The organism is Sphingomonas chlorellae (assembly GCF_056485145.1).
Genome location: NZ_JBQXXM010000003.1, coordinates 119,508 through 143,623 on the forward strand (window position 1 = coordinate 119,508; position 24,116 = coordinate 143,623).

18 protein-coding genes are annotated in these 24,116 nt (G+C 67.2%); 9 read left to right on the plus strand and 9 right to left on the minus strand.

Translation table 11 applies throughout. From position 1 onward, the window contains the following. Positions 1-5: 5 nt before the first annotated feature. The 6 genes from ACT3CF_RS09340 to ACT3CF_RS09365 all read left to right on the plus strand — a co-directional run bounded on the left by ACT3CF_RS09340 (position 6) and on the right by ACT3CF_RS09365 (position 6,539). Positions 6-1,595 (plus strand): NADH-quinone oxidoreductase subunit M, encoded by a 1,590-nt coding sequence (locus ACT3CF_RS09340; RefSeq protein ID WP_478422139.1) that lies wholly within the window; start codon positions 6-8, stop codon positions 1,593-1,595. Continuing rightward, positions 1,595-3,046, plus strand: coding sequence for an NADH-quinone oxidoreductase subunit NuoN (gene nuoN, locus ACT3CF_RS09345; RefSeq protein ID WP_478422140.1), 1,452 nt, complete (start codon positions 1,595-1,597; stop codon positions 3,044-3,046). Before ACT3CF_RS09340 ends, nuoN begins: the two co-directional genes overlap by 1 nt. Before the next feature lie 8 nt (positions 3,047-3,054). Beyond that, a complete protein-coding gene (locus ACT3CF_RS09350; RefSeq protein WP_478422797.1) occupies positions 3,055-3,747 on the plus strand; it encodes a biotin--[acetyl-CoA-carboxylase] ligase in 693 nt (230 codons plus the stop codon). Positions 3,748-3,769: 22 nt separating this feature from the next. Further along, positions 3,770-4,549 (plus strand): type III pantothenate kinase, encoded by a 780-nt coding sequence (locus ACT3CF_RS09355; RefSeq protein WP_478422142.1) that lies wholly within the window; start codon positions 3,770-3,772, stop codon positions 4,547-4,549. A 90-nt stretch (positions 4,550-4,639) separates the two neighbouring features. Then, the gene (locus ACT3CF_RS09360; RefSeq protein ID WP_478422144.1) at positions 4,640-6,274 is read left to right on the plus strand and encodes a ribonuclease J; all 1,635 of its coding nucleotides are present in this window, start codon (positions 4,640-4,642) and stop codon (positions 6,272-6,274) included. 1 nt (position 6,275) lies between these two features. Then, the gene (locus tag ACT3CF_RS09365; RefSeq protein ID WP_478422146.1) at positions 6,276-6,539 is read left to right on the plus strand and encodes a DUF1467 family protein; all 264 of its coding nucleotides are present in this window, start codon (positions 6,276-6,278) and stop codon (positions 6,537-6,539) included. Positions 6,540-6,557: 18 nt separating this feature from the next. Here the strand turns inward: ACT3CF_RS09365 and ACT3CF_RS09370 are convergent, their stop codons facing one another. Continuing rightward, positions 6,558-8,909 carry a coiled-coil domain-containing protein gene (locus ACT3CF_RS09370; protein WP_478422148.1) on the minus strand — a complete coding sequence of 784 codons (2,352 nt, stop codon included), beginning with the start codon at positions 8,907-8,909 and terminating at the stop codon, positions 6,558-6,560. Between the two features lie 81 nt (positions 8,910-8,990). Between ACT3CF_RS09370 and ACT3CF_RS09375 the strand changes: the two genes are divergently transcribed. Beyond that, positions 8,991-9,284 carry an Hpt domain-containing protein gene (locus ACT3CF_RS09375; protein WP_478422150.1) on the plus strand — a complete coding sequence of 98 codons (294 nt, stop codon included), beginning with the start codon at positions 8,991-8,993 and terminating at the stop codon, positions 9,282-9,284. 28 nt (positions 9,285-9,312) lie between these two features. Here the strand turns inward: ACT3CF_RS09375 and ACT3CF_RS09380 are convergent, their stop codons facing one another. The 8 genes from ACT3CF_RS09380 to ACT3CF_RS09415 form a co-directional block, all read right to left on the minus strand. Beyond that, positions 9,313-10,491 carry a vWA domain-containing protein gene (locus ACT3CF_RS09380; RefSeq protein ID WP_478422152.1) on the minus strand — a complete coding sequence of 393 codons (1,179 nt, stop codon included), beginning with the start codon at positions 10,489-10,491 and terminating at the stop codon, positions 9,313-9,315. Positions 10,492-10,500: 9 nt separating this feature from the next. After that, positions 10,501-11,910 (minus strand): hypothetical protein, encoded by a 1,410-nt coding sequence (locus tag ACT3CF_RS09385; protein WP_478422154.1) that lies wholly within the window; start codon positions 11,908-11,910, stop codon positions 10,501-10,503. Positions 11,911-11,987: 77 nt separating this feature from the next. Then, positions 11,988-12,560, minus strand: a complete 573-nt coding sequence (locus tag ACT3CF_RS09390) for a CHAP domain-containing protein (protein ID WP_478422156.1) — start codon at positions 12,558-12,560, stop codon at positions 11,988-11,990. Between the two features lie 146 nt (positions 12,561-12,706). Then, positions 12,707-13,552, minus strand: a complete 846-nt coding sequence (locus ACT3CF_RS09395) for an AAA family ATPase (protein ID WP_478422158.1) — start codon at positions 13,550-13,552, stop codon at positions 12,707-12,709. A 44-nt stretch (positions 13,553-13,596) separates the two neighbouring features. Beyond that, a complete protein-coding gene (locus ACT3CF_RS09400) occupies positions 13,597-14,262 on the minus strand; it encodes a DUF6975 family protein (RefSeq protein ID WP_478422159.1) in 666 nt (221 codons plus the stop codon). A gap of 231 nt (positions 14,263-14,493) precedes the next feature. Continuing rightward, positions 14,494-16,527 (minus strand): RNA polymerase sigma factor RpoD, encoded by a 2,034-nt coding sequence (gene rpoD / locus ACT3CF_RS09405; RefSeq protein ID WP_478422161.1) that lies wholly within the window; start codon positions 16,525-16,527, stop codon positions 14,494-14,496. Positions 16,528-16,570: 43 nt separating this feature from the next. Next, positions 16,571-18,454, minus strand: a complete 1,884-nt coding sequence (dnaG, locus tag ACT3CF_RS09410) for a DNA primase (protein ID WP_478422162.1) — start codon at positions 18,452-18,454, stop codon at positions 16,571-16,573. A gap of 76 nt (positions 18,455-18,530) precedes the next feature. Next, on the minus strand, positions 18,531-18,983 hold the full coding sequence (locus ACT3CF_RS09415) for a GatB/YqeY domain-containing protein (RefSeq protein ID WP_478422164.1): 453 nt from the start codon (positions 18,981-18,983) through the stop codon (positions 18,531-18,533). A gap of 153 nt (positions 18,984-19,136) precedes the next feature. On the opposite strand from ACT3CF_RS09415, the gene carA reads away from it, so the two are divergent. Then, positions 19,137-20,309 carry a glutamine-hydrolyzing carbamoyl-phosphate synthase small subunit gene (gene carA / locus ACT3CF_RS09420; RefSeq protein WP_478422165.1) on the plus strand — a complete coding sequence of 391 codons (1,173 nt, stop codon included), beginning with the start codon at positions 19,137-19,139 and terminating at the stop codon, positions 20,307-20,309. A 454-nt stretch (positions 20,310-20,763) separates the two neighbouring features. After that, entirely contained in the window at positions 20,764-24,099 is a 3,336-nt protein-coding gene (gene carB, locus ACT3CF_RS09425; RefSeq protein ID WP_478422167.1) for a carbamoyl-phosphate synthase large subunit, read from the plus strand. Positions 24,100-24,116 lie beyond the last annotated feature (17 nt).

Here is a 24,116-nt window from a genome sequence, read left to right on the forward strand (position 1 = left end):
GGGAAATGACTGGCTTCCCGATACTTTCGCTGATGCTCGCCATCCCCGCGGTCGCCGCGGTGCTGGCGCTGTTCGCCGGCGAACGCGCCGCGCGCTGGATCGCGCTCGTCGCCACCTTCGTCGATCTCGCGCTGGGGATCGTGCTCTGGGCCAATTTCCAGATGGGCCCCGACGCGCCGCAGTGGCAGTTCGTCGAGAGCCGGCTGCTCTTCGGGCAGCCGGGCGGGGTGGGCTTCTCCTGGGCGCTCGGCATCGACGGTTTCGCGCTGCTGCTGATCCTGCTCTCGGTCTTCCTGATGCCGATCTGCATCGGGGCGAGCTGGGAGTCGGTGAAGACGCGCGTGCCCGAATATATGGCCGCATTCCTCGCGACCGAGGTGCTGATGATCGGCACCTTCGCCGCGCAGGACCTGTTCCTGTTCTACATCTTCTTCGAAGGTGGCCTGATCCCGATGTTCCTCATCATCGGCATCTGGGGCGGCGCGAACCGGATCTACGCGAGCTACAAGTTCTTCCTGTACACGCTCGTCGGCTCGCTCGTGATGCTGATCGCGATGATCTACATGGTGACCAGCACCGGCACCTCGTCGATCCCGACGCTGATGGCGCACGACTTCCCGGTCCAGGTCCAGACGCTGCTCTGGCTCGCCTTCTTCGCCTCGTTCGCGGTCAAGATGCCGATGTGGCCGTTCCACACCTGGCTTCCCGACGCGCACGTTCAGGCGCCGACGGCGGGCTCGGTGATCCTGGCGGGCGTGCTGCTCAAGCTCGGCGGCTATGGCTTCCTGCGCTTCTCGCTGCCGATGTTCCCGGAAGCGTCGGCGCAGCTGATGACCTGGGTTTTCGCGCTGTCGTGCATCGCGGTCGTCTACACCAGCCTCGTCGCGCTCGTTCAGTCGGACATGAAGAAGCTGATCGCCTATTCGTCGGTCGCGCACATGGCGATCGTCACGATCGGGCTGTTCACCTTCAACCGTCAGGGTATCGAAGGCGCGATGATGGTGATGCTGGGCCACGGCCTTGTGTCGGGCGCGCTCTTCCTGTGCGTCGGCGTCATCTATGACCGGCTGCACACGCGTGAGATCGATCGTTATGGCGGCCTCGCGGTCAACATGCCGCGCTACGCCGTGCTGTTCCTGTTCTTCACCATGGCCTCGATCGGCCTGCCGGGCACCAGCAACTTCGTGGGCGAGTTCCTCGGCCTCGCCGGCGCCTATCAGGTGTCGACCTGGACGGCGTTCTTCGCGACCACCGGCATCATCCTTGGCGCGGCCTATATGCTGTACCTGTTCCGTCGCGTGGTCTGGGGCGACCTGACCAAGCCCGACGTCAAGGCGATGCCCGACCTGTCGGCGCGCGAAATCGCGCTGCTCGTCCCGCTCGCTGCGGTCGTGCTGTGGATGGGCGTCTATCCCGAAAGCTTCCTGAAGCCGATGCGCGGCGACGTCGCGCGGCTGCTGGCCCGCGTCGAACGCGCGGCGCCGGCGGGTGACTCGCAGCCGACGCCGGGGCATCCGGCACCGGCGGCGCATGACGGTGCGGGCGAACATGGCCCCGCCGCGGGTGAGGCTTCGGCGCACGAGGGGGCGCACTAATGGACTATTCGACGCAATTGCTGATGGTGCTGCCCGAGCTGGTGCTCGCGGTCGGCGCGATCGTCCTGATGCTCGTGGCCGCCTTTGGCGGTCAGGGCTCGACCCGTGCGGTGAGCATCACCGCGGTCGCGGTGCTGGTCGGCGCGGGCATCTCGCTCGCCGGGCCGGCGGCGACGGGCGGCGAGGCATTCGGCGGGCTCTATCGCGCCGACATGTTCGCTGCCTTCGCCAAGGCGGTGATCTTCGCCTCGGCGGCGATCTCGATCCTGATCGCGCCCGGCTTCTTCGCGCGCACCTCGGGCGATGATCTGCGCCCCGAATATCCGGTGCTGATGCTGCTGTCTGCGGCGGGCATGGGCATGATGGTGTCGGCGGGCGATCTGCTGACGCTCTATGTCGGGCTCGAGCTGCAGAGCCTCTCGGCCTATATCCTGGCGAGCTTCATGCGCCGCGACGCGCGTTCGGCCGAAGCCGGGCTCAAATATTTCGTGCTGGGTTCGCTCGCCTCGGGCATCCTGCTCTACGGCATCAGCCTCGCCTACGGCTTTTCGGGGACGACGCTGTTCGCGGGCGTCGCCGATGCCTATGCGCAGTCGGGCGGGCATCAGCTCGGGCTGACCTTCGCGCTGGTGTTCGTGTTCGCCGGCCTGGCGTTCAAGATCAGCGCGGTGCCGTTCCACATGTGGACGCCCGATGTCTATGAAGGCTCGCCGACGCCGGTCACCGCCTTCTTCGCCTCGGCGCCGAAGGTTGCCGGTATCGTGCTCGTCATGCGCGTCGCGATGGAGGCGATGGGCCCGGCGATCCACGACTGGCGCCCGATCGTGATCTTCGCCTCGCTCGCCTCGATCATCCTCGGTGCGGTGGGCGCGATCGGCCAGACGAACATCAAGCGGCTGCTCGCCTATTCGTCGATCAACAATGTCGGCTTCGCGCTGATCGGCCTGGCCGCCGGCAACGAGGCGGGCATTTCGGGCGTGCTCAGCTACATGGTGATCTATGTGGTGACGACGCTCGGCGCGTTCCTTGTCGTGCTTCAGATGCGCGATGCCGAGGGGCGCCAGATCGAAACGATCGAAAGCCTGTCGGGCATGTCGCGCACGCGTCCCGGCCTGGCCGCGGCGCTCGCGATCTTCATGCTCAGCCTGGCGGGTATCCCGCCGCTGATGGGCTTCTTTGCCAAGCTGGCGGTGTTCGTCGCCGCGGTGCAGGCGGGGCTGATGGTCTTTGCCGTCGTCGGTGCGGTCGCCTCGGCGATCGGCGCCTATTATTACCTGCGCATCGTCAAGACGATGTACTTCGATGATCCCGCACCGGCCTTTGCCGGTCGCGCCGGGGTGGTCGAAGGCGGGCTGATCGCGCTTTCGGCCGCGGCGATGTCGCCGCTCGGCTGGGCGCTGCTGCTCCCGCTCGGTGCCTGGACCGCGCTTGCCGCAAAGGCGCTGTTCTGACGATCACGCTGCGAACCGTCGCCCAGACGGGTTCGACCAACGCGGACATGGCCGACCTCGCCCGCCTCGGCGCGGGCGAGGGGCTGTGGCTCCGGGCCGAACGCCAGGACGCCGGGCGCGGCCGCCAGGGGCGCGCCTGGCAATCGCCGCCGGGCAATCTCTATGCCTCGACGCTCGTTCGCCTGCGGCCGAGCGATCCCACGCCCGCCACGCTCGCGCTCGTCGCCGCGGTGGCGCTGCACGAGGCGGTCGGCGTCTTCGGCGTCACAGCCCAGGTCAAATGGCCCAACGACCTGCTGATCGACGGTGCCAAGCTGTCGGGCATCCTGCTCGAACGGATCGGCGATGCGGTCATCCTCGGCTTCGGCGTCAATCTTGCCCATCATCCCGACTTGCCCGACCGGCGCAGCACCAGCCTCGCCGCGCACGGCAGCGCGCCCGATCCGGACGGTTTCGCCCAGGTGCTGGGCGAGGCATTCGAACGCTGGGTCGCGCGCTGGCGCGGCGAGGGGCTGGCGGTGGTGCGCGATCGCTGGCTTGCCGCGGCGCACCCGCGCGGTACCGCGCTCACCGCGCGGCTTGCCGACGGCCAGTCGCATGACGGGCTGTTCGACGGGCTCACCGGCGACGGCGCGCTCATCCTGCGCTTGGCCGACGGCACGCCGCATGTCATTCACGCAGGCGATGTTTTCCTGATCTGAGCTTCCTGGAGGAGAGGGCCCGATGCTGCTCGCCATCGATGCCGGCAATACCAATATCGTCTTTGCGCTCGTCGACGACGACCAGATCCGCGCGCGCTGGCGCAGCGCCACCGATCCGCGCCGCACGGCCGACGAATATGCGGTGTGGCTCGCCCAGTTGCTTCAGCTCGAAGGGTTTTCGCGCAGCGACGTCACCGGCGTCATCATCGGCACCGTGGTCCCGCGCGCGCTCCACAATCTTCAGGTGCTCAGCGAGAAATATTTCGGCGTCGAGGCGCTCGTCGCGGGGCAGGGGGCGGCCGACTGGGGCTTCCCGCTCGACGTCGACGAGCCCGGTACGGTGGGCGCCGATCGCGCGCTCAACGCGATTGCGGGCCATGCGCGGCATCCGGGCGACCTCATCATCATCGACTTCGGCACCGCGACCACGTTCGACATCGTCGATTACCGCGGCGCCTACAAGGGCGGGATCATCGCGCCGGGGATCAACCTGTCGCTCGACGCGCTCGTCACCGCGGCGGCAAAGCTTCCCCGCATCGCCATTTCGGCGCCCGAAAGCACCAGCGTGATCGGTCGCAACACCGTCGATGCGATGCATATCGGCATCTACTGGGGCTATGTCGCGATGATCGAAGGGCTCGTCGCGCGGCTCAAGCACGAGGTCGGTCGCCCGCTCAAGGTGATCGCAACCGGCGGGCTCGCGATCCTGTTCGAACGCCACACCGACGCCTTCGACGCGATCGAGCCCGATCTGACGATCCAGGGGCTGGCGATGTTGTGGGAGCGGGTGCACAAGGGTTGATGCGGCGACGCATGCCGGGGGGCGTCGGGGGCGATATTGGAATTTGAAAGCGCGGCCGTCAGGCACGCGCGTGGAAGGCAAAGGATCGAAGTGACTCCCGGAAACGAACTTCTCTTCGTCGCGCTCGGCGGTTCGGGCGAGATCGGCATGAACGTCAATCTCTATGGAGCCCAGGGCAAATGGCTGATGGTCGATTGCGGCATCACCTTCGGCGATGCGAGCTATCCCGGCGTCGACGTGATCCTGCCCGACCTTCAGTTCATCGAGGACCGGCTCGACAGCCTGCTCGGCATCGTGCTCACGCACGGGCATGAGGATCATATCGGCGCGCTGCCCTATCTCGCCGCCGATCTGGGCGTGCCGCTTTACGCGACGCCGTTCACCGCGGGGCTGATCCGCGGCAAGCTCGAGGAAGAGGGGATCGAGGATCGCGTCGAACTCAACGTGGTCGACGATCTCGATCCGTTCGCGATCGGTCCCTTCCGCGTCCGCTATGTGCCGCTCGCGCATTCGATTCCCGAGGGCAATGCGCTGCTGATCGAAACGCCGCACGGGCGCGTCTTTCACACCGGCGACTGGAAGCTCGATAACGCGCCGTCGCTCGGCGGCGCCTCGACTGCCGAGGAACTCTCCGCGATCGGCGACAAGGGCGTGCTCGCGCTCGTCTGCGATTCGACCAACGTCTTCAATCCCAAGGCGTCGGGGTCCGAGGCGGCGGTGCGCGACGGGCTCGATCGGGTGATCGGCGAGGCGACGGGTCGCGTCCTCGTCACCACCTTCGCGTCGAACGCCGCGCGGCTCCAGACGCTGGGCGAGGTCGCGCGCGACACCGGCCGCGAGCTGTGCGTCGCGGGCCGTTCGCTCGAACGCATCATCCGCGTCGCGCGCCAGACCGGCTATCTGCGCGATTTCCCCGAAACGATCGATTTCGACACCGCGATGACGCTGCCGCCGTCGCGCGTGCTGATGGTCGCGACGGGCGGGCAGGGCGAACCGCGCGCCGCCTTGTCGCGTATCGCCGAGGGCAGCCACCCGCTCAAGCTGAGCGAGGGCGACCGCGTCGTATTCTCGTCGCGCCAGATCCCCGGCAACGAGGTGGCGATCGGCCGCATCATGAACGCGCTCGCCGCACGCGGGATCGAGATCGTCACCGATCGCCAGGCGTTCGTCCACGTGTCGGGCCACCCCGGCCGCCCCGAACTCGCCGAGATGTACCGCTGGATCCGCCCGGAGATCATCCTGCCGGTGCATGGTGAGGTCCGCCACATGCGCGAGCAGGCGCGCTTTGCGCTCGAACAGGGCGTGCCCCAGGCGATCCGTCAGGTGAACGGCGACATCTGGCGGCTCGCGCCCGGCAAGCCCGAACTGGTCGGCCATGCACCGGTCGGGCGGCTCGTCCTCGACGGCGACGTCATCCTGCCTGCCGACGGCGCGACGATTACCGAGCGCCGCCGGCTGTCGCTCTATGGTCATCTCTCGGTCGCGGTGGCGATCCGCGGCGGCCGCCTCCTCGGCGCCCCGCAGGTGCGCGTCCAGGGCGTGCCGGTCGAGGAGGATCGCGACGCCTTTATCGAGGAGGCCGCCGAAGCCGCCGCCGACGCGGTGGCCAAGGACAGCCGCGACCTCGAATCGCTGCGCGAGGCGCTGCGGCTTGCCGTGCGCCGCGTGGCGACGCGCTATACCGGCAAGAAGCCGGTGGTCGACGTGATGATCGTGGAGGTCTGAGATGCGCTGGCAGTCGGCGCTTGCGATCTATGTGCTGTTCTGGGCCTTTTCGGTCTTCCTCGTGCTGCCCTTCGGGGTCCGCACGGCGGAGGAGGCGGGGGTCGATCTCGTCCCGGGCCAGGCCGACAGCGCACCCGCGCATTTCGACCTGCGCCGGCTGCTCGTCCGCACGACGATCGTGGCGACACTGCTCTTCGCGGCCTTCTTCCTCAACTATGTCTATGGCTGGGTCACCGCCGACATGCTCGACTGGGCGCGCCGCTAGGCGGCCCCGGCGGGCGCGTCAGGCGCGCAGCCGCTCGATCGCCTGGGCAAGCGCGACATAGAGCTTGCCCACGTCCGACGACAACAGCGTCACGCCCAGCGGCGACCCGTCGCGCAGCGCCAGCACCTGGCGCAACATCGCCTCGAAATCATGGATATAGCGGTTGACGTTCTCACGGAACGTCGGGTCGCTGTCGTACAGGCGCACGATCTCGCGCGTTTCGCCGGGCTCGAGCAGCCGCACCGCGCGCCGCGTGAACACGCCGCGATCGCCCTTCAGATACGCCGCCCAGGCGCTGTCGCTCACATCGGCGGCAAAGGCGCGCGTGATGTCGATCGCCGCCGAATTGAGCGAGTCCACCAGCGCGCTGTTGCGCCGCGCGAAATTCTCGCTGTCGGCGGTCTCGATCGCGTCGCGCGCCTGCTCGACCTGCTGCTCGATCGCCCCCGTCGCGCGCGTCAGCGCCGCCAGCTGTGCCGCCAGCCGTTCGGAGGCGCGCGTCGCCGCCGCAACGGCATCGTCGGTCGCCTCGGTCAGCGCCGCGATCTGCCGCCGCACCGATCCGTCGATCGCCCGGCGCAGCGCCGCGTCGCTCGCCGCCTCGAGCGCGCGTTCGGCATGCGGCACGATGTCGTCGAGCGCCTCGCGCGCATGTTCGGCCGCGGCGACCGAGGTGTCGCGTACGCGCACCAGCGCGTCGGCCAGTTGCGGCGCCGCGCTCTCGCCAAAGCTGCGCACCGCCGCGATCGTCGCCTCGACGCTGTCGGACAGCGTCGCCGCGCGCTCGGTCCCCGTCGCCAGCGTGTCGAGCAGCGCCGCCTGCGTCCGCGCCAGCGTCTCGCGCTGCTGGGCCACCACATCGGCGATCGCCTCGATCGCGTCGTGCGTGCTTTCGGCGGCGGTCACGAGCGCGAGCAGCTCGGGCTTGGCGCCCGCCACCGCCTGCCGGCTCGCCGCGATCCGCTGGTCGAGCCGCGCGAGCGCCTCGGGCAACGTCTCGTCGATCTCGCGCGCCGCGGCGTCGAGCGCCAGCAGCAGGTCGTCGGCCGTGGCGATCACCTTGCGCGCCAGCGCCTCGCCGCTTCCCATCGCGTCGCCCATGCCCTCGAACGCGCTGGTGAGCGCGCTCACCGCCGCGGCAAGCGACTGGGTCCGCTCGACACCGCCGTCATGGAAGCGCGTCATCGCCGCATCGGCCTCGCCCAGCCGCTCGTGCAGCGTGTCGAACAGCGTTGCGCTGCGCAGATGCTCGTCGCCCAGCCGCGCGCCGATCCGGTCGATCGCGCCCTCCACCGCGGCGATCCGCTCGGCGAGCGCGTCGATGCTGTCGCGTCCGGCGCGGTCGATCGCGGCCTGGTTGGCGCTCAGCATCGCCAGCATCGCCTCGCCTTGCGCGGCGATCCCTGCGCGCGCGCCGTCGACCGCCTGCGTCGTGCGGTCGAGCACCGAATCGACCGCGGCGGACATCTGTCCGGTCACGCCCTCCAGCCGCGCGCTCGCGCTCTCGCTCGTCGCTTCCATCCGCGCGATATGCGCCGCCAGCCGTTCGGCGGCGCCGCTCGCGACGTCGTTGGCCTCGCGCCCGCGTTCGGCGAGCGCGGTGAGCTGCGTGTCGAGCGCGGCGGCATGCTGGCTTGCGAGCAGCCCCGCGGCGTCGACGCGTTCGGCCAGCCCGCGCATCTCGTCATGCGCGCGCGGCAGCGAGGCGAGCACCAGTTCGACGCGGCGCTCGGCCTCGCCCAGCGATTCGGCCAGCGTATTGGTGGTCGCCTCGATCGCGCGCACCTGCGCGCCGAGCCCGGCGCTGGCGCCGTCGACCTGGTCGACCGCCCGGTCGCCGATCCGTCCGAAGGCGGCGGTCTGTTCGGCAAGCTCGACACGGTTGCGCTCGATCCGCATCGCCAGCCGGGCAATGCTGTGCTCCAGCGCGGCGGCCTCGGCGCGCATCGCGCGCGCGACATCGGCAAAGCGGCGCGCCTCGCGGCGGCTCGTCCGCATGCCGATCAGCCACAGCACGCCGATCAGCGCGGGCGGCATGCACAGCGCGGCGACGAACTGGGTGAGCGTCAGCGCGTCGATCGCGCCCAGTTGCGGCGCGGCAAGCGCCAGCATCGTCGCGACCCATCCGATCCCCGCGATCACCGTCACGCCGGCGAGCAACCAGCCGAGGACGTGACGCGCCGAAATGCCCGGCGTCGCGTCCCAATCGGGGGCATCGGCCTCGTCGTCATGGTCCGCAGCGTGCGCGGCGTCGCTGTCGGGCGCGCCGATGGCAGGCGCGGGCGCCCCCTCGATCGCGTCCGAAAGGATCAGTTCGTCGGCGTCGGTGCCGGGCTGGTGCGCCGTTGCGGCCGGAGTTCCCCCAGTCATCGGCGACGTTTACCACAAGCGCGGGGCGCCCGGCCAGCGTTGGAAACGATCGGTTAAGCCTGTCGCGCTATCGCCGTCATCATGGCCTATGATCCCGGTGCGATCGATGCGACTCTGGCGGCGGCGGTGGGCGACGAGCCCGCGCTGATCGCCGATCTGCGCGCGGCGTTTCTCGAAAGCGTGCGCCGCAGCCTCTCGGCGCTCAAGCTTGCCGACAGCCCCGATGCCTGGAGCAGCGCGGCGCTGCGGCTCAAGGGGCTCGCCGCCAGCTTCGGCGCAGTGCGGCTGATGGCGCTCGCGGCGGAAGCGGCCGAGGGGCAGGCGCACGACGCGGCGGTGTTGCGTCGCCTCCACCGGGCGATCGAGCGGCTGTAACCGCGCCGCGCCCGCGCCCGCGCCTGAGTCAGCGCTTGCGGCTCAGCTCGCGCATCGCCCCGTCGAGCCCTTCGAGCGTCAGCGGATACATGCGGTCGCGCATGATCTCGCGGACCAGCCCGATCGAGTGGGTGTGCCCCCAATATTCGCGCGGCACCGGGTTGATCCACACGGCGGCGGGATAGGTGTTGGTCAGCCGCTGGAGCCACAGCGCGCCGGCATCCTCGTTGAAATGCTCGACCGATCCGCCCGGATGGGTGATCTCGTAAGGGCTCATCGACGCGTCGCCGACGAACACCAGCTTATAGTCGTGGCCATATTTGTGCATCACCTCCCAGGTGGGGGTGCGCTCGGTGCGGCGGCGGCTGTTGTCCTTCCACACGCCCTCATAGACGCAGTTGTGGAAATAAAAGAATTCCAGGTTCTTGAACTCGGCGGTCGCGGCCGAAAACAGCTCCTCGCACAGCGTGATGAACGGGTCCATCGACCCGCCGACGTCAAGAAAGAGCAGCAGCTTGACGGCATTGTGCCGCTCGGGCCGCATCCGCACGTCCAGCCAGCCGCGGCGCGCGGTGCCGTCGATCGTCGCGTCGATGTCCAGCTCGTCGGCCGCGCCCTCGCGCGCAAAGCGGCGCAGCCGGCGCAGCGCGACCTTGATGTTGCGCGTGCCCAGTTCGCGGCTGTTGTCCAGGTTGCGAAAGGCGCGTTCCTCCCACACCTTGATCGCGCGCCCGTGCCGGCTTTCGCCGCCGATCCGCACGCCCTCGGGATTGTACCCCGAATTGCCGAAGGGCGAGGTGCCGCGCGTGCCGATCCAGCGATTGCCGCCCTCGTGGCGCTCGTGCTGCTCGGCGAGCCGCTCGCGCAGCGCGTCCATGATCGCGTCCCACGATCCGAGCGATTCGATCTTCGCCATCTCCTCGGGGGTCAGGTAGCGCTCGGCGACGGCGCGCAGCCATTCCTCGGGGATCGCCGCGCCTTCGGCCGCCGGGGCGGCAAGCGCGCCGCGAAAGACATGGGCGAACACCTGGTCGAACCGATCGAGCAGCCCCTCGTCCTTCACATAGGTCGCGCGGGCGAGGAAATAGAAGGCGTCGGGCGTTGGCTCGATCACCTGCGCATCGAGCGCTTCGAGCAGGATCAGATGCTCCTTCAGGCTGGCTTGGATGCCGGCGGCGCGCAGCGCGTCGAGAAAGGCGAGGAACATCGCGCCATCTTAGGGCGCGCGTGCGTACAGCGTCCAGTGGGTGCCCGACATGCCGCGCGCCTCGCCATGCGCGATCGCGGCATAGTTGCGGCCACAGCGTTCGTGCGCGCCCGGCGGCGCGGCGGCGTCGAAACGGTCGGCGAACAGGAATGCCGCGTCGGCGCACGGGTCGAGCGTCAGGTTCAGCGGATAATGCGCCTGCGCCGCCGCGACGAGCAGCACCGCGCGTGCGGGCTCGCGGTCGAGCATCGCGGTCGTTCCCTGCGGCGCGCGCGCCTGCATCGCGGCGATCGCCGCGGCCGGGTCACCGCGCCGGTTGACGATCAGCGTGGCGTCGCCCGCGATCATCCCGGCGACGATCAGCGCCAGCGTCGCGGTCGCCGTTCCGCGCGGCATCCCGCCGCGGCGCCATGCCGCCGCGATCAGCGTGCCGGTCAGCATCAGCAGCGACAGGCTGACGATCAGGTAATAGCGCGCGTGCCCCGGATTGGCCGGATGGAGGATCAGCACCGCGGCGGGCAGGCCGATCAGCGCGGCGAGGTGAAACGCCGTTCGCGGCAGGCGCATCGCCGCCGCGATGCCGAACAACAGCGGCGGGAGCACGATCAGCGCGTCGGCGAATCCCGCCGTGTCGAGCCATTGCAGCCCCAGCCCGAAACCGACCGCGCCCGACATGCCGTGGACGAAGGCCGCGATCCGGAACGGCTCGACGGCGCCGAAGTGAAAGCCGCCGCCATGCCATGCGCCGATCGCCACGATCGTCAGCACGCCCGCCAGCGCGGCGGCGGCGGGGAACATCAGCCGGGCGGTGCGCGCGAAGGCGGCGCGCGGGCCGTGCCGCCGCGCCGTCGCGATCCACACCCAGCCGGTCAGCGCGGCAAAGCCGAACAGCATCGTCAGTTGCGACAGCGCGCCGATCAGGAAGCACAGCCCGAGCGTCAGGGCAGGGGGCTCGCGCCGCGGGTCGCGCAGCCAGCGGTCGGTCCGCTCGATCGCGACGAGCAGCGCGAGCAGCATCGGCGCATAGCCGCGCGCCTCGGACCCCATGGTGACGAGCGCGGGCGACAGCGCGAACAGCAGCGCGGTGACGATCGCCGCGGCGCGGCTCGTGCGCCCCGCGATCGCCGCGGCGACGGGGATCGCGATCGTGCCCGCGACGATCGCCGGCGCGCGCATCAGCAGCGACGGCGCATCGACGCCGACCGCAAGCAGCCACAGCGAGTTGAGGTGATGGTTGTTGTCGTGGTTGATCGACAGGAACACGCCCAGCGGCGTCCGCACCTCGGCCGCCTGGACCACCGACCATGCCTCGTCGAGCCACAGTCCGCCGCGCGCGGCGGCGATCCGCAGCGCCAGCCCGGCAAGCGTGATGAGTGCCAGCGGCAGCCGCGCGTCACGCGTTCCGGATCGTCGCTCCATGGCGTGGTGATGCGTCACGCTGCGGGCCGCGGCAAGCGCAACCGCCAGTGTAACCGCAACCGCTGCGCCCGCGGGCTTCAGCGGGCATAGGCGTCGATCAGCGATGCGACATAATCGGGGTGGCGTCCGGTCAGCTCGCGGGCGGGGCGGGCGCGGGGGACGCGCGCCGACGCCGTCGGGTCGGGCGCGCCATAGATGAAGCCGTTGACCGGGTATCTCGACGATCCCAGCCCCTCGCTGTCGCGGAACCAGACCTTGACGATGCTCCAATCGCCGCGTTCGGACACGTCGAACAGCGTCACGTCCTGCTCGGCATGGCCGCGCGCGCCGTTGAGCCGCGACCAGTTGGCGTGCGTGACCATCACCACGCGCGGTTCGACGATGCGGCTGACGACGGCGACATGGCCCAGCGGCAGGCGGGCGGTGCGGGCAAAGACGATCACCGCGCCCACCTTGGGCCGGTTGCCGCGGGCATAGCGGCCGCGTGCCTGGTTCCACCAGGTCCAGGCGTCGCCATAGATCTGGATGCCCGATGCCGCACGGGCAAAGGGCACGCACTCGCCGACATATTCCAGCAGCGATTCGCGGCCGACGGCCGGCGTGGCCGGAACCGCCAGGGCGAACGCCGCGATCCAACACAAGCTACGCATACTCGGGCACCGTTACAGCGCCCCCCTGTACCTGGAGGTATCCGGAACGGGTTAACGAAGCATTAACGTTGATTGAATCGACCGGCGAACGGCGGTTTTCGCCGGGATATTGCGGCGAAACGCCAATTTCGTCCTGCCATTGGGGCTCAATTCTTGGTGCGACGGGCCATGAAGGCGAGCCGTTCGAACAGCATCACGTCCTGTTCGTTCTTCAAAAGCGCCCCGTGCAGCGGCGGAATCGCCTTGGTCGGGTCGCGCGACTGAAGTACTTCCAGCGGCATTTCCTCGTGCAGCAACAGCTTCAGCCAGTCGAGAAGCTCGCTGGTCGAAGGTTTCTTTTTCAATCCCGGCACTTCGCGAATATCGTAGAAGATATCGAGCGCACGGCTGACGAGGATCTTCTGGATATCCGGGAAATGGACGTCGATGATCGCCTGCATCGTCTCGCGATCGGGGAAGCGGATATAGTGAAAGAAACACCGTCGCAGAAACGCGTCGGGAAGTTCCTTTTCGTTGTTCGACGTGATGACGACGATCGGGCGGCGCTCGGCGCGGATCGTCTCGCCGGTCTCGTAAACGTGAAACTCCATCCGGTCGAGTTCCTGCAACAGGTCGTTGGGAAACTCGATATCCGCCTTGTCGATTTCGTCGATCAACAATACCGGCAGTTCGGGTGCGGTGAATGCTTCCCACAATTTGCCGCGGCGGATGTAATTGCCGATATCATGGACGCGCGGGTCGCCCAGTTGCCCGTCGCGCAGCCGCGCAACTGCATCATATTCATAAAGACCCTGCTGCGCCTTGGTCGTCGACTTGACGTTCCACTCGATCAACGGCGCCCCGACCGCCCGCGCGATCTCGTGCGCCAGCACGGTCTTCCCCGTCCCCGGCTCCCCCTTCACCAGCAACGGCCGCCGCAGCATCACAGCAGCATTGACCGCGACCTTCAGGTCGTCGGTCGCGACATAGCTCTCGGTTCCTTCAAAGCGCATTTGCCAAGCGTGCGGCAGGACGCGCTGGCTTGCAAGAGGCTGTTTCAGCCCCGCAAACGCGCGCTCGCGCGGGCTTCGAGCAGATCCCACAGCCCCCGATGCTGGGCGAGCAATTGTTGCGCACCGAACAGCATGGCCCGTTCGACCGCAGGCCGCTCGGCCATTGCGTCTACCACGGTCAGCGTTTCTTCGGGCGGCGGCAGCGCGGTTTCGGGCGCATTGACGCCGAACCGCTCGGCGGCGAGATCGAGAACCGCGCGCAGCATCGCCCAATCGATTGCGAGCGCCAGTGCGGCGCCCGTCGCGCACCCGACGCGATCCGACTGCGCGAGCATGTTGAGCGCATGGCGTTGCCCCAGCGCTGCCGTCTCCGCCTCGGCATGGCCGGGCGTGCTGGGCATGGGGCCCGCGCCTGCGACCAGGCGTACCAGAAACGCGCGTTCGGCAGCAAAGCCGGCCGCCGCGGCTTCGATCCATTCGATTTCGGCCGGATGGCGCGCCTGGCCAAGCGCATGATCGATTACGCCCGGATGATGGCCATGCAGCAGACAGAGGAAGTGAACCGCATCTGCCAGGTCGCGCATCGGCCCCGACACCGCGCGCAGGCGCTGCATATGGGGATGACGCGCGCTTGCGTCGGATTCAACGAGCGCGCCGAGCACACCCCAACTGCCACCGAGACGGGCGATCTGTGCGGTATCGTATAGCATAGGCTCCCAACGCAGCATCGCCCCAGAAGCGGGCCGCATTCGCCTTTCTGCCAAAGGGGTTATACCGAAGCGCGTAGAGACGTGGTTGACGCCGCGTTCACCATCTGCGCCGGCCGGGTCGGGCTGGGCAGGGCTCCGGAAACGAAAACGCCCCGGAACCCATGCGGGTCCGGGGCGCGTCGATGCCGGGTCAGCAGCGACAGGCCACGCATTCGCGCAGCCTTGGCCGCATCACTGGTCGAGGAAGCTGCGCATCTTGCGGCTGCGGCTCGGATGCTTGAGCTTGCGGAGCGCCTTGGCCTCGATCTGGCGGATACGCTCGCGTGTCACCGAGAATTGCTGGCCGACTTCTTCCAGCGTGTGATCGGTGTTCATGCCGATGCCGAAGCGCATGCGCAGCACGCGCTCCTCGCGCGGGGTAAGGCTCGCCAGAACGCGGGTGACCGTTTCCTTGAGGTTCGCCTGGATCGCCGCGTCGACTGGGATGATCGCGTTCTTGTCCTCGATGAAGTCGCCGAGATGGCTGTCTTCCTCGTCGCCGATCGGCGTTTCGAGCGAGATCGGCTCCTTGGCGATCTTCATCACCTTGCGCACCTTCTCGAGCGGCATGCTCAGGCGCTCCGCCATCTCCTCGGGCGTGGGCTCGCGGCCCTGCTCGTGGAGGAACTGGCGGCTGGTGCGGACCAGCTTGTTGATCGTCTCGATCATGTGCACCGGGATGCGGATGGTGCGCGCCTGATCGGCGATCGAGCGGGTGATCGCCTGACGGATCCACCAGGTCGCATAGGTGCTGAACTTGTAGCCGCGGCGATATTCGAACTTATCCACCGCCTTCATCAGGCCGATATTGCCCTCCTGGATGAGATCCAGGAACTGCAGGCCGCGATTGGTGTACTTCTTGGCGATCGAGATCACGAGGCGGAGATTGGCCTCGACCATCTCCTTCTTCGCGATACGCGCCTCGCGCTCGCCCTTCTGCACCATGTTGACGATGCGGCGGAATTCGCTGAGCGACATGCCCGTCTGCTGGGCGATTTCAGCCATCTCGCCGCGGATGCGGTCAACCGCGACGGCTTCGGTCTCGGCGAAGTTCTTCCACTTCTTGTCGAGCCCGCCAACGGCCTGCAGCCAGTTTTCGTCAAGCTCGTGGTCGACATAGCGGGTAAGGAAGTCCTTGCGGCTCACCTTGTGCCGTTCGGCGAGGCGCAGCATCTGCCCGCCCAGCGCCGTCAGGCGCCGGTTGAAGCTGTAGAGCTGGTCGACGAGATATTCGATCTTCTGCTGGTGGAACTGGACGCTTTCGACTTCCGCGGTCAGGTCCTCGCGCAACTTGTGGTACTTGCGCTCGTCGGTCGCCGGGAGTTCGCCGCCCGCCGCCATCGCTTCGAGGCGCTGCTGCTGGACCTTGGCGAACTTCTTGTAGATCGCGGTGATGTTCGCGAACTTCTCGAGCGCCTGCGGCTTGAGCTGTTCTTCCATCTGCGCAAGCGACAGCGTGTTGTCGTCTTCTTCCTCTTCTGCGGGACGGCGCGCGCGGTGCTCGGTCATCGAGTCCTCGTCGTCCTCGCCGGGCTCTTCCTCGATGTCCTCTTCTTCCTTGTACGACGGACCGGCGGTCTTTTCGCTGATCTCGCCGTCACCGGCGTCGCCTTCGCCGTCCTCGGCCATCGCCTCGGCGCCAGGATCCTTCGAGAGCATCGCGTCGAGATCGAGGATCTCGCGAAGCTGCATCGTGCCCTCGTTGAGCGCGGTAGACCAGCCGATGATCGCGTTGAACGTGATGGGCGACTCGCACAGGCCCAGGATCATCGTGTCCCGGCCCGCCTCGATGCGCTTGGCAATCGCGATCTCGCCTTCGCGGCTCAGCAGCTCGACGGCCCCCATCTCGCGCAGATACATGCGCACGGGGTCGTCGGTACGGTCGACCGTTTCCTTCTTCTTGGTTTCGAAGGCGGGCGCGGAATCGTCGATCGAGTCGTTCGAATCGGTCTCGTCGGCCGAATCGTCCTCCGCCTCGGCGTCCTCGCCGGCGTCTTCGTTCTCGACAACGTTCACGCCCATGTCGTTAAGCGCGGACATGATGTCCTCGATCTGCTCCGAGGACATCTGGTCCTGCGGCAGCATTTCGTTGAGCTGGTCAACCGTGATGTAGCCGCGCTTTTTCGCGCGTGCGATCAGCTTCTTGATCGAACCTTCGTTCAGGTCGATCAGCGGTGCATCGCCAGCCTCAAGGTTGTCGTCACCGCCACCGTTCGCCTTCGCCATCAAATGCCCTCGAAAATACCGATGGCGGCTATTTTACACCGCCCTATTCATCGAAATCGCCTTCGTCCGCAAGTCTCAGATTTGCAAGACGCTGTTGAAGCTCCTGCCGCTGGCGGCCCAGGGCCACCTGACGGGTAAAGGCTTCCTCGGAACCATCGCGTGCAAGAGCGGCCGTCGCTGCCGCCAGTGCCGCATCGACGGCCGGCTGTGCCACCATAACCGCAATGGCTTCGCCCAGGTCGGCGCGTGCCCGTTCCTCGTCATCGGGTTTCCGACGCACGAAGGAAAAGGGCAGCGTGTCGGCCCGCAACAACTCGTTTGCTACCTGATCGAATCCAGACCGCGCCAATATGGTGACGAGTTTGTCGCTATCAAGCTGCCTTTCCTCAAGTGCGGCATCAATGACCGCCTCGAACAATTTTCCGAGTGCGCCAGAGGCATCGCGCATCGTGCCCAGCACCTCGACATGCCGCGCGATCTCAGCGGGATGGCGCAACAGCCCGGCCAGGACGGCGCGGGCCAGGACGGGGTCGAGCCCGCCGGCGCCAAGGCTGCGGGCGACGGGTGAGGGGGGCGCTTCGGGTGGTTGCCAGCCGCGCGACGGGCGCCCCGCGCGTCCTGCCGGGCGGGGGGCATAGCTGCGCCCCGGCGCGCTTCCGTGCCGATCGCCGCGTGCGAACAGCGCGTCAAAACGACGACGGAATTCGGCCTGATATTCGCTGCGCACGTCGGGATCGGCGATGCTGCCGGCCTGTTCCCCGAGCCGTCGCTTGAACCCCGCCCGGGCTTCGGGCGTGCCGATCGGCTCGGCGGCAAGCTCGCTCGCCCAGAGGCGGTCGACCAGCGGTTCGGTGCGCGCGAGCAACGCCTCGAAGGCGCCCGGCCCCTGTTGCCGGATCAGGTCGTCCGGATCGAGGCCGTCGGGCAGCGTGACGAATGCAAGGCTGCGCCCGGGCTGGAGCAGCGGCAGCGCCCGATGGGCGGCCCGGAGCGCGGCCTTCTGTCCCGCGGCGTCGCCATCGAAGCAGAGCAGGGGCACCTCGGACATCCGCCAAAGTCGGTCGAGCTGGTGCTCGGTCATCGCGGTTCCAAGCGGCGCGACGGCGGTTTCGAACCCGGCCTGGGCGAGCGCGATCACGTCCATATAGCCTTCGACGGCGATCACGCGCCCCGACCGTCGGGCGGCCGCCTGGGCGCGATCGAGGTTGAACAGCGTCCGCCCCTTGTCGAACAAGGGCGTCTCGGGAGAATTGAGATATTTGGGTTCGCCGTCGCCGATGATGCGGCCGCCGAACGCGATCACGCGACCGCGTGCATCGCGGATCGGGATCATCAATCGGCCGCGGAACCGATCATAGGGTTCCTTGTCGTCGACCGCGATCAGCAGACCTGCCTCGACCAGCATCGCATCACCGAAGCTGGCGAGTGCTTGGCGAAGGCGACCGCGCGAGTCGGGGGCGAACCCCATCCCGAAGCTGCGGGCGACGTCCGCCTTGATCCCACGCCGTTCGAGCAATGCCCGTGCGGGTGCACCGTCGATGCCGTGCAGGCACTCGGAAAACCAGCGTGCGGCGGCCTCCATGACGTCGTGCAGCCCGCGGGCGCGTTCGGCCTGCTGCGCCGAACGCCGATCGGGTTCGGGCATGTCGAGGCCTGCAGCCTGCGCCAGTTCCTTGACGGCGTCGATGAACGGCAGCCCGCGCTGATCGGTCATCCAGCGGATCGCATCGCCATGCGCGCCACAGCCGAAGCAGTGATAGAAGCCCTTGTCGTCGTTGACGTAGAAGCTGGGCGTCTTTTCGTTGTGGAACGGGCAACAGGCGCGAAATTCGCGGCCCGCACGCTGCAGCTTCACCGTCTTGGCGATCAGCGCCGAAAGCAGCGTGCGCGAGCGGAGCTCGTCGAGGAACTGGGGCGAAAGGCTCATCCGCGTCGTATCTGTCGCTCGCCGGCGGCGGAGCGGCCCGCCCGGGGATTCCCCCAAGGCGCGCCGCACCGTCGCATCAGGCGAGCGCTGCCTTTACCAGCGCACTGGCCTTGCTCATGTCGAGCTGCGCGGCATGGCGTGCCTTAAGCTCGGCCATCACCCGGCCCATGTCCTTCATGCCGGTGGCGCCCAGTTCGGCCTTGATCGCCTCGATCGCGGCGCGGGTATCGTCTTCGCTGAGCTGTGCGGGCAGGAAGCGTTCGATTACGACGACCTCGGCCGCCTCCTGGTCGGCCAGTTCCTGCCGGCCGCCCTTCACATACATCTCGATCGATTCGCGGCGCTGCTTGACCATCTTTTGCAGCACCTCGACGACCAGCGCGTCGTCGTCGGCGGGAGCGCCGCCGGTCCGCGCCTCGATGTCGCGGTTCTTGATGGCGCTCTGAATGAGGCGGATGGTCGCCGTGCCCTGCTTGTCACCTACCTTCATGGCGGTGACGAGCGCGGCCTTGATGTCGTCGCGAATCATGATCTCTCTCGATGTGGTAAAGCGCGAAGCTTGGGAGGGGAGCCAGCCTAGCGCGGCTCACCCGATTTTAACAGATTGACGCACGCCCCCCCGGCGTCTAGCGGACGGGCCTTAGCAACATTGCCAGCCCAAACTATGGAGTGCCCGCCCACAATGGCCGACGCCAAACCCTTTCCCGTGCCCGCAGGTGCGACTGCCGCTCTGGTTCTGGCCTCGGGCGAGGTGTTATGGGGCCGTGGTTTCGGCGCCGAAGGGCAGGCGGTCGGCGAGGTGTGTTTCCACACCGCGATGACCGGTTATCAGGAGATCATGACCGACCCGAGCTTCGCCGGTCAGATCATCAATTTCACCTTCCCGCATATCGGCAATGTCGGCGCCAACGCCGAGGATATCGAGGCCGACGATCCGCATGCGCTCGGCATGATCGTGCGCCAGGACGTCACCGAACCGTCGAACTTCCGTGCAGTCGAACGGCTCGACGCCTGGATGCGCGAACACGGCCGCATCGGCATCGCGGGCGTCGATACGCGCGCGCTGACGCGGCGCATCCGCGTCGGCGGCGCGCCGAACGGCGTGATTGCGCATTCGCGCGACGGGCGGTTCGACATTCCGGCGCTGATCCGCATGGCGCAGGAATGGCCGGGGCTGGAGGGGATGGACCTTGCCATCACCGTGTCGTGCGAGACGCATTTCGGCTGGGAAGGCGGCGTCTGGCGGCTCGGCGCCGGTTATGACGATACGCGGCCGGGCGACAAGCGCCCGCACGTCGTGGCGATCGACTATGGTTCGAAGCGCAACATCTTCCGCAACCTCGTCCATGCCGGCGCGGACGTGACCGTGCTGCCCGCAACCGCGACGTTCGAGCAGATCATGTCGTTCAACCCCGACGGCTTCTTCCTGTCGAACGGCCCCGGCGATCCGGCCGCGACCGGCAAATATGCCGTACCGGTGATCCGGAAGCTGCTCGAGACCGGCAAGCCGCTGTTCGGCATCTGCCTCGGCCACCAGCTGCTCGCGCTCGCGGTGGGCGCGCGGACCACCAAGATGTTCCAGGGCCATCGCGGCGCCAACCATCCGGTCAAGCGGCTGGAAGACGGGGCGGTCGAGATCACCAGCATGAACCACGGCTTCGCCGTCGAGCGCGAGAGCCTGCCGGCCAATGCGCGCGAGACGCATGTGTCGCTGTTCGACGGCTCTAACGCCGGCATCGAGCTCACCGACCGCCCGGCGTTCAGCGTGCAATACCACCCCGAAGCCAGCCCGGGCCCGCAGGACAGCCTCTATCTGTTCGAGCGGTTCGTGGGGATGATGGTGAGCGCTGTATGATAGTCGTTGGACAGATCCTGGCCGCTGCATTGGCCATTTCGGTGGGTCAGGAGCGACCTTCGACTGCTTTCATCCCGCAGTCGGACTGGAGCTATGCCTGCTTACCGGGACACCTCGATGCTAAGGGTGAACCTCTTTGTAGTGCGCGCCACGTTCCGCTTACGGTTGAGCGAACGAATGTTGGGATGAAAATCTCTTATGTTGCGCAATGCGGCTTGAGGAATCGACCCGACCCGTACGCGGGACGATATATATATCGGACCCTGGTCGCAGAAGTCGCGCTGCGATCGCCCGATGACGCCGATTACTTGAAGGGCCTGTTTCTCCAACAGCTGGCTGCAATTCAGAAGAGTGCAAAAAAGCATTGCAACGATGATGGCCGAGTTAGTTTAGACATGGGCCAGATACCAGACATGATTGAAACAGTGTTTCTTAGAAAGCGGCTCCCCTTCTAATGCCCAAACGCACCGACATCTCCTCCATCCTCGTCATCGGCGCGGGGCCGATCGTCATCGGTCAGGCGTGCGAGTTCGATTATTCGGGCACGCAGGCGATCAAGGCCCTGAAGGAAGAGGGCTATCGCATCGTCCTGGTCAATTCGAACCCGGCGACGATCATGACCGATCCCGAGCTGGCCGACGCGACCTATATCGAGCCGATCACGCCTGCGGTCGTCGCCAAGATCATCGAGAAGGAGCGGCCCGACGCCGTCCTGCCGACGATGGGCGGCCAGACCGCGCTCAACACCGCGCTGGCGCTGTTCGAGGACGGCACGCTCGACAAGTTTGGCGTCAAGATGATCGGTGCCGATGCGGAGGCGATCGACAAGGCCGAGGATCGCCAGAAGTTCAAGGCGGCGATGGACAAGATCGGGCTCGAAAGCGCGCGTTCGGCGATCGCGCACAGCGAGGCCGAGGCGCTGGCCGGGCTCGACATTGTCGGATTGCCCGCGATCATCCGGCCCAGCTTCACGCTGGGCGGCACGGGCGGCGGTGTTGCCTACAACAAGGAAGAGTTTCTCGAGATCGTCCGCAAGGGGCTCGACGCTTCTCCGACCACCGAGGTGCTGATCGAGGAATCGCTGCTCGGCTGGAAGGAATATGAGATGGAGGTCGTCCGGGATCGGAACGACAATGCCATCATCGTCTGCTCGATCGAGAATATCGACCCGATGGGGGTCCATACGGGCGACTCGATCACGGTCGCGCCGGCGCTGACGCTGACCGACAAGGAATACCAGATCATGCGCAATGCATCGATCGCGGTCCTGCGGGAAATCGGCGTCGAAACAGGTGGTTCGAACGTTCAGTTCGCAGTCAATCCGAAGGATGGCCGGCTGGTCGTCATCGAGATGAACCCGCGCGTGAGCCGTTCGTCGGCGCTCGCGTCGAAGGCGACGGGCTTCCCCATCGCCAAGGTCGCGGCGAAGCTGGCGGTGGGCTATACGCTCGATGAGATCGAAAACGACATCACCAAGGCGACCCCGGCGAGTTTCGAGCCGACGATCGACTACATCGTCACCAAGATTCCGCGGTTCGCCTTCGAGAAGTTCAAGGGCGCCGAGCCGGTGCTGTCGACCGCGATGAAATCGGTCGGCGAGGTGATGGCGATCGGCCGCTCGATCCACGAGAGCCTGCAAAAGGCGCTGCGCGGGCTCGAGACGGGCCTGTCGGGCTTCAACGACGTCGATCATCTGGTCGGTGCGCCGCGTGATGCGATCGAGGCGGCGCTGACCCGCGCCACGCCCGACCGCTTGCTCGTTGCCGCGCAGGCGCTGCGCGAGGGCTTCACCGTCGCCGAAGTGCATGCGCTCGCCAAATATGATCCCTGGTTCCTCGAACGCATCCGCGAGATCGTCGAGGCCGAGCGCGAGGTGATCGCGAACGGGTTGCCGCATGATGCGGCGGGGATGCGCAGACTGAAGACCATGGGCTTTTCGGACAAGCGGCTTGCCTATCTGGCGCTGAAGTCGGCCAACCTCCCCAAGGGGACCGAGCGCGGCATCGCCCGTGGCGCGGGGCTGGTGCGCGACGCCGTCGTTGCGATGACGGGCGGCATCACCGAGCAGGAAGTGCGCAAGTTGCGCCACCGGCTGGGCGTGCGGCCGGTATTCAAGCGGATCGACACCTGCGCGGCCGAATTCGAGGCGCGGACGCCTTACATGTACTCGACCTACGAGGCGCCGAGCTTCGGCGAGCCCGAGAACGAGGCGATGCCGTCCGAACGGCGCAAGATCGTGATCCTGGGCGGCGGCCCCAACCGGATCGGTCAGGGGATCGAGTTCGACTATTGTTGCTGCCACGCGTGCTTCGCGCTGGAAGATGCGGGCTATGAGACGATCATGGTCAACTGCAATCCGGAGACGGTGAGCACCGACTATGACACCTCGGACCGGCTCTATTTCGAGCCGCTGACCGCCGAGGATGTTCTCGAAATCCTCGAGGTCGAAAAGTCCCGGGGCGAGCTGGCTGGCGTGATCGTCCAGTTCGGCGGGCAGACCCCGCTCAACCTCGCCAAGGCGCTGGAGGATGCGGGGATCCCGATCCTAGGCACCAGCCCGGACGCGATCGACCTGGCCGAGGACCGCGAGCGCTTCGCCGATCTCGTCGCCAAGCTGGGCCTCAAGCAGCCGATGAACGGCATCGCCCGCAGCCGCGACGAGGCGGTGCGCGTCGCCGAGCGGATCGGCTATCCGGTGCTGATGCGGCCGAGCTATGTGCTGGGCGGCCGGGCGATGGAGATCGTCGACACCACGCAGCAGCTGGACGACTATATCCAGACTGCGGTTCAGGTTTCGGGTGATTCACCCGTGCTGATCGACCAGTATCTGCGCGATGCGATCGAGGTGGATGTGGATGCGATCGCCGACGGCACCGATGTTGTCGTCGCGGGTGTGCTCCAGCATATCGAAGAGGCCGGCGTCCATTCGGGTGACAGCGCGTGTTCGATCCCGCCCTATAGCCTGTCGGACGCGATCGTCGCCGAGATCGAGCGCCAGGCCGATGCCCTGGCCCGAGCGCTCAAGGTCAAGGGGCTGATGAACATCCAGTTCGCGGTCAAGGACGGCGAAGTCTATCTGATCGAGGTCAATCCGCGCGCGAGCCGCACGGTTCCGTTCGTCGCCAAGGCGATCGGCACCCCCATCGCCAAGATCGCGGCGCGGGTGATGGCGGGCGAAAAGCTCGCGGCGCTTCCGAAGATCGACCGCAACATCGGCCATATCGCCGTGAAGGAAGCGGTGTTCCCGTGGGGACGCTTCCCCGGCGTCGATCCCGTCCTCTCACCGGAAATGAAGTCCACCGGCGAAGTGATGGGAATCGATCGGGATTTTGCGACGGCCTTTGCCAAGTCCCAGCTTGGAGCCGGCACGATCCTGCCCAAGTCGGGCACGGTATTCGTGAGCGTGAAGGACAGCGACAAGCCGGTCATCCTGCCCGGCGTGCGTATCCTCACCGATCTGGGCTTCCGCATCGTCGCGACCGGCGGCACCGCCAGCTATCTGGAGGCTGAGGGCGTTGCGGTGGAGCGCGTGAACAAGGTGGCGCAGGGGCGCCCGCACATCGTCGACCGCATTCAGGACGGCGACATCGCGCTTGTTTTCAACACGACCGAAGGCTGGCAGTCGCTGAAGGATTCCGCGAGTATCCGTCGCTCCTCGCTCGCGCAGAAGGTGCCGTATTTCACTACGGCGTCTGCCAGCGTCGCTGCGGCGCATGCGATTGCGGCCCTTTCGGGGCACCCGCTTGATGTTTGCCCGTTGCAGTCCTACTATTCGCGTTCGCACAATTGATCCCAAACGCCCGGTTT

Coding starts and splice junctions, on each gene's coding strand:
- ACT3CF_RS09340 (WP_478422139.1), top strand. CDS start 6: ATGACTGGCTTCCCGATACTTTCGCTGATGCTCGCCATCCCCGCGGTC.
- nuoN (WP_478422140.1), top strand. CDS start 1,595: ATGGACTATTCGACGCAATTGCTGATGGTGCTGCCCGAGCTGGTGCTC.
- ACT3CF_RS09355 (WP_478422142.1), top strand. CDS start 3,770: ATGCTGCTCGCCATCGATGCCGGCAATACCAATATCGTCTTTGCGCTC.
- ACT3CF_RS09365 (WP_478422146.1), top strand. CDS start 6,276: ATGCGCTGGCAGTCGGCGCTTGCGATCTATGTGCTGTTCTGGGCCTTT.
- ACT3CF_RS09370 (WP_478422148.1), bottom strand. CDS start 8,909: ATGACTGGGGGAACTCCGGCCGCAACGGCGCACCAGCCCGGCACCGAC.
- ACT3CF_RS09375 (WP_478422150.1), top strand. CDS start 8,991: ATGGCCTATGATCCCGGTGCGATCGATGCGACTCTGGCGGCGGCGGTG.
- ACT3CF_RS09380 (WP_478422152.1), bottom strand. CDS start 10,491: ATGTTCCTCGCCTTTCTCGACGCGCTGCGCGCCGCCGGCATCCAAGCC.
- ACT3CF_RS09385 (WP_478422154.1), bottom strand. CDS start 11,910: ATGGAGCGACGATCCGGAACGCGTGACGCGCGGCTGCCGCTGGCACTC.
- ACT3CF_RS09390 (WP_478422156.1), bottom strand. CDS start 12,560: ATGCGTAGCTTGTGTTGGATCGCGGCGTTCGCCCTGGCGGTTCCGGCC.
- ACT3CF_RS09395 (WP_478422158.1), bottom strand. CDS start 13,552: ATGCGCTTTGAAGGAACCGAGAGCTATGTCGCGACCGACGACCTGAAG.
- ACT3CF_RS09400 (WP_478422159.1), bottom strand. CDS start 14,262: ATGCTATACGATACCGCACAGATCGCCCGTCTCGGTGGCAGTTGGGGT.
- rpoD (WP_478422161.1), bottom strand. CDS start 16,527: ATGGCGAAGGCGAACGGTGGCGGTGACGACAACCTTGAGGCTGGCGAT.
- dnaG (WP_478422162.1), bottom strand. CDS start 18,454: ATGAGCCTTTCGCCCCAGTTCCTCGACGAGCTCCGCTCGCGCACGCTG.
- ACT3CF_RS09415 (WP_478422164.1), bottom strand. CDS start 18,983: ATGATTCGCGACGACATCAAGGCCGCGCTCGTCACCGCCATGAAGGTA.
- carA (WP_478422165.1), top strand. CDS start 19,137: ATGGCCGACGCCAAACCCTTTCCCGTGCCCGCAGGTGCGACTGCCGCT.
- carB (WP_478422167.1), top strand. CDS start 20,764: ATGCCCAAACGCACCGACATCTCCTCCATCCTCGTCATCGGCGCGGGG.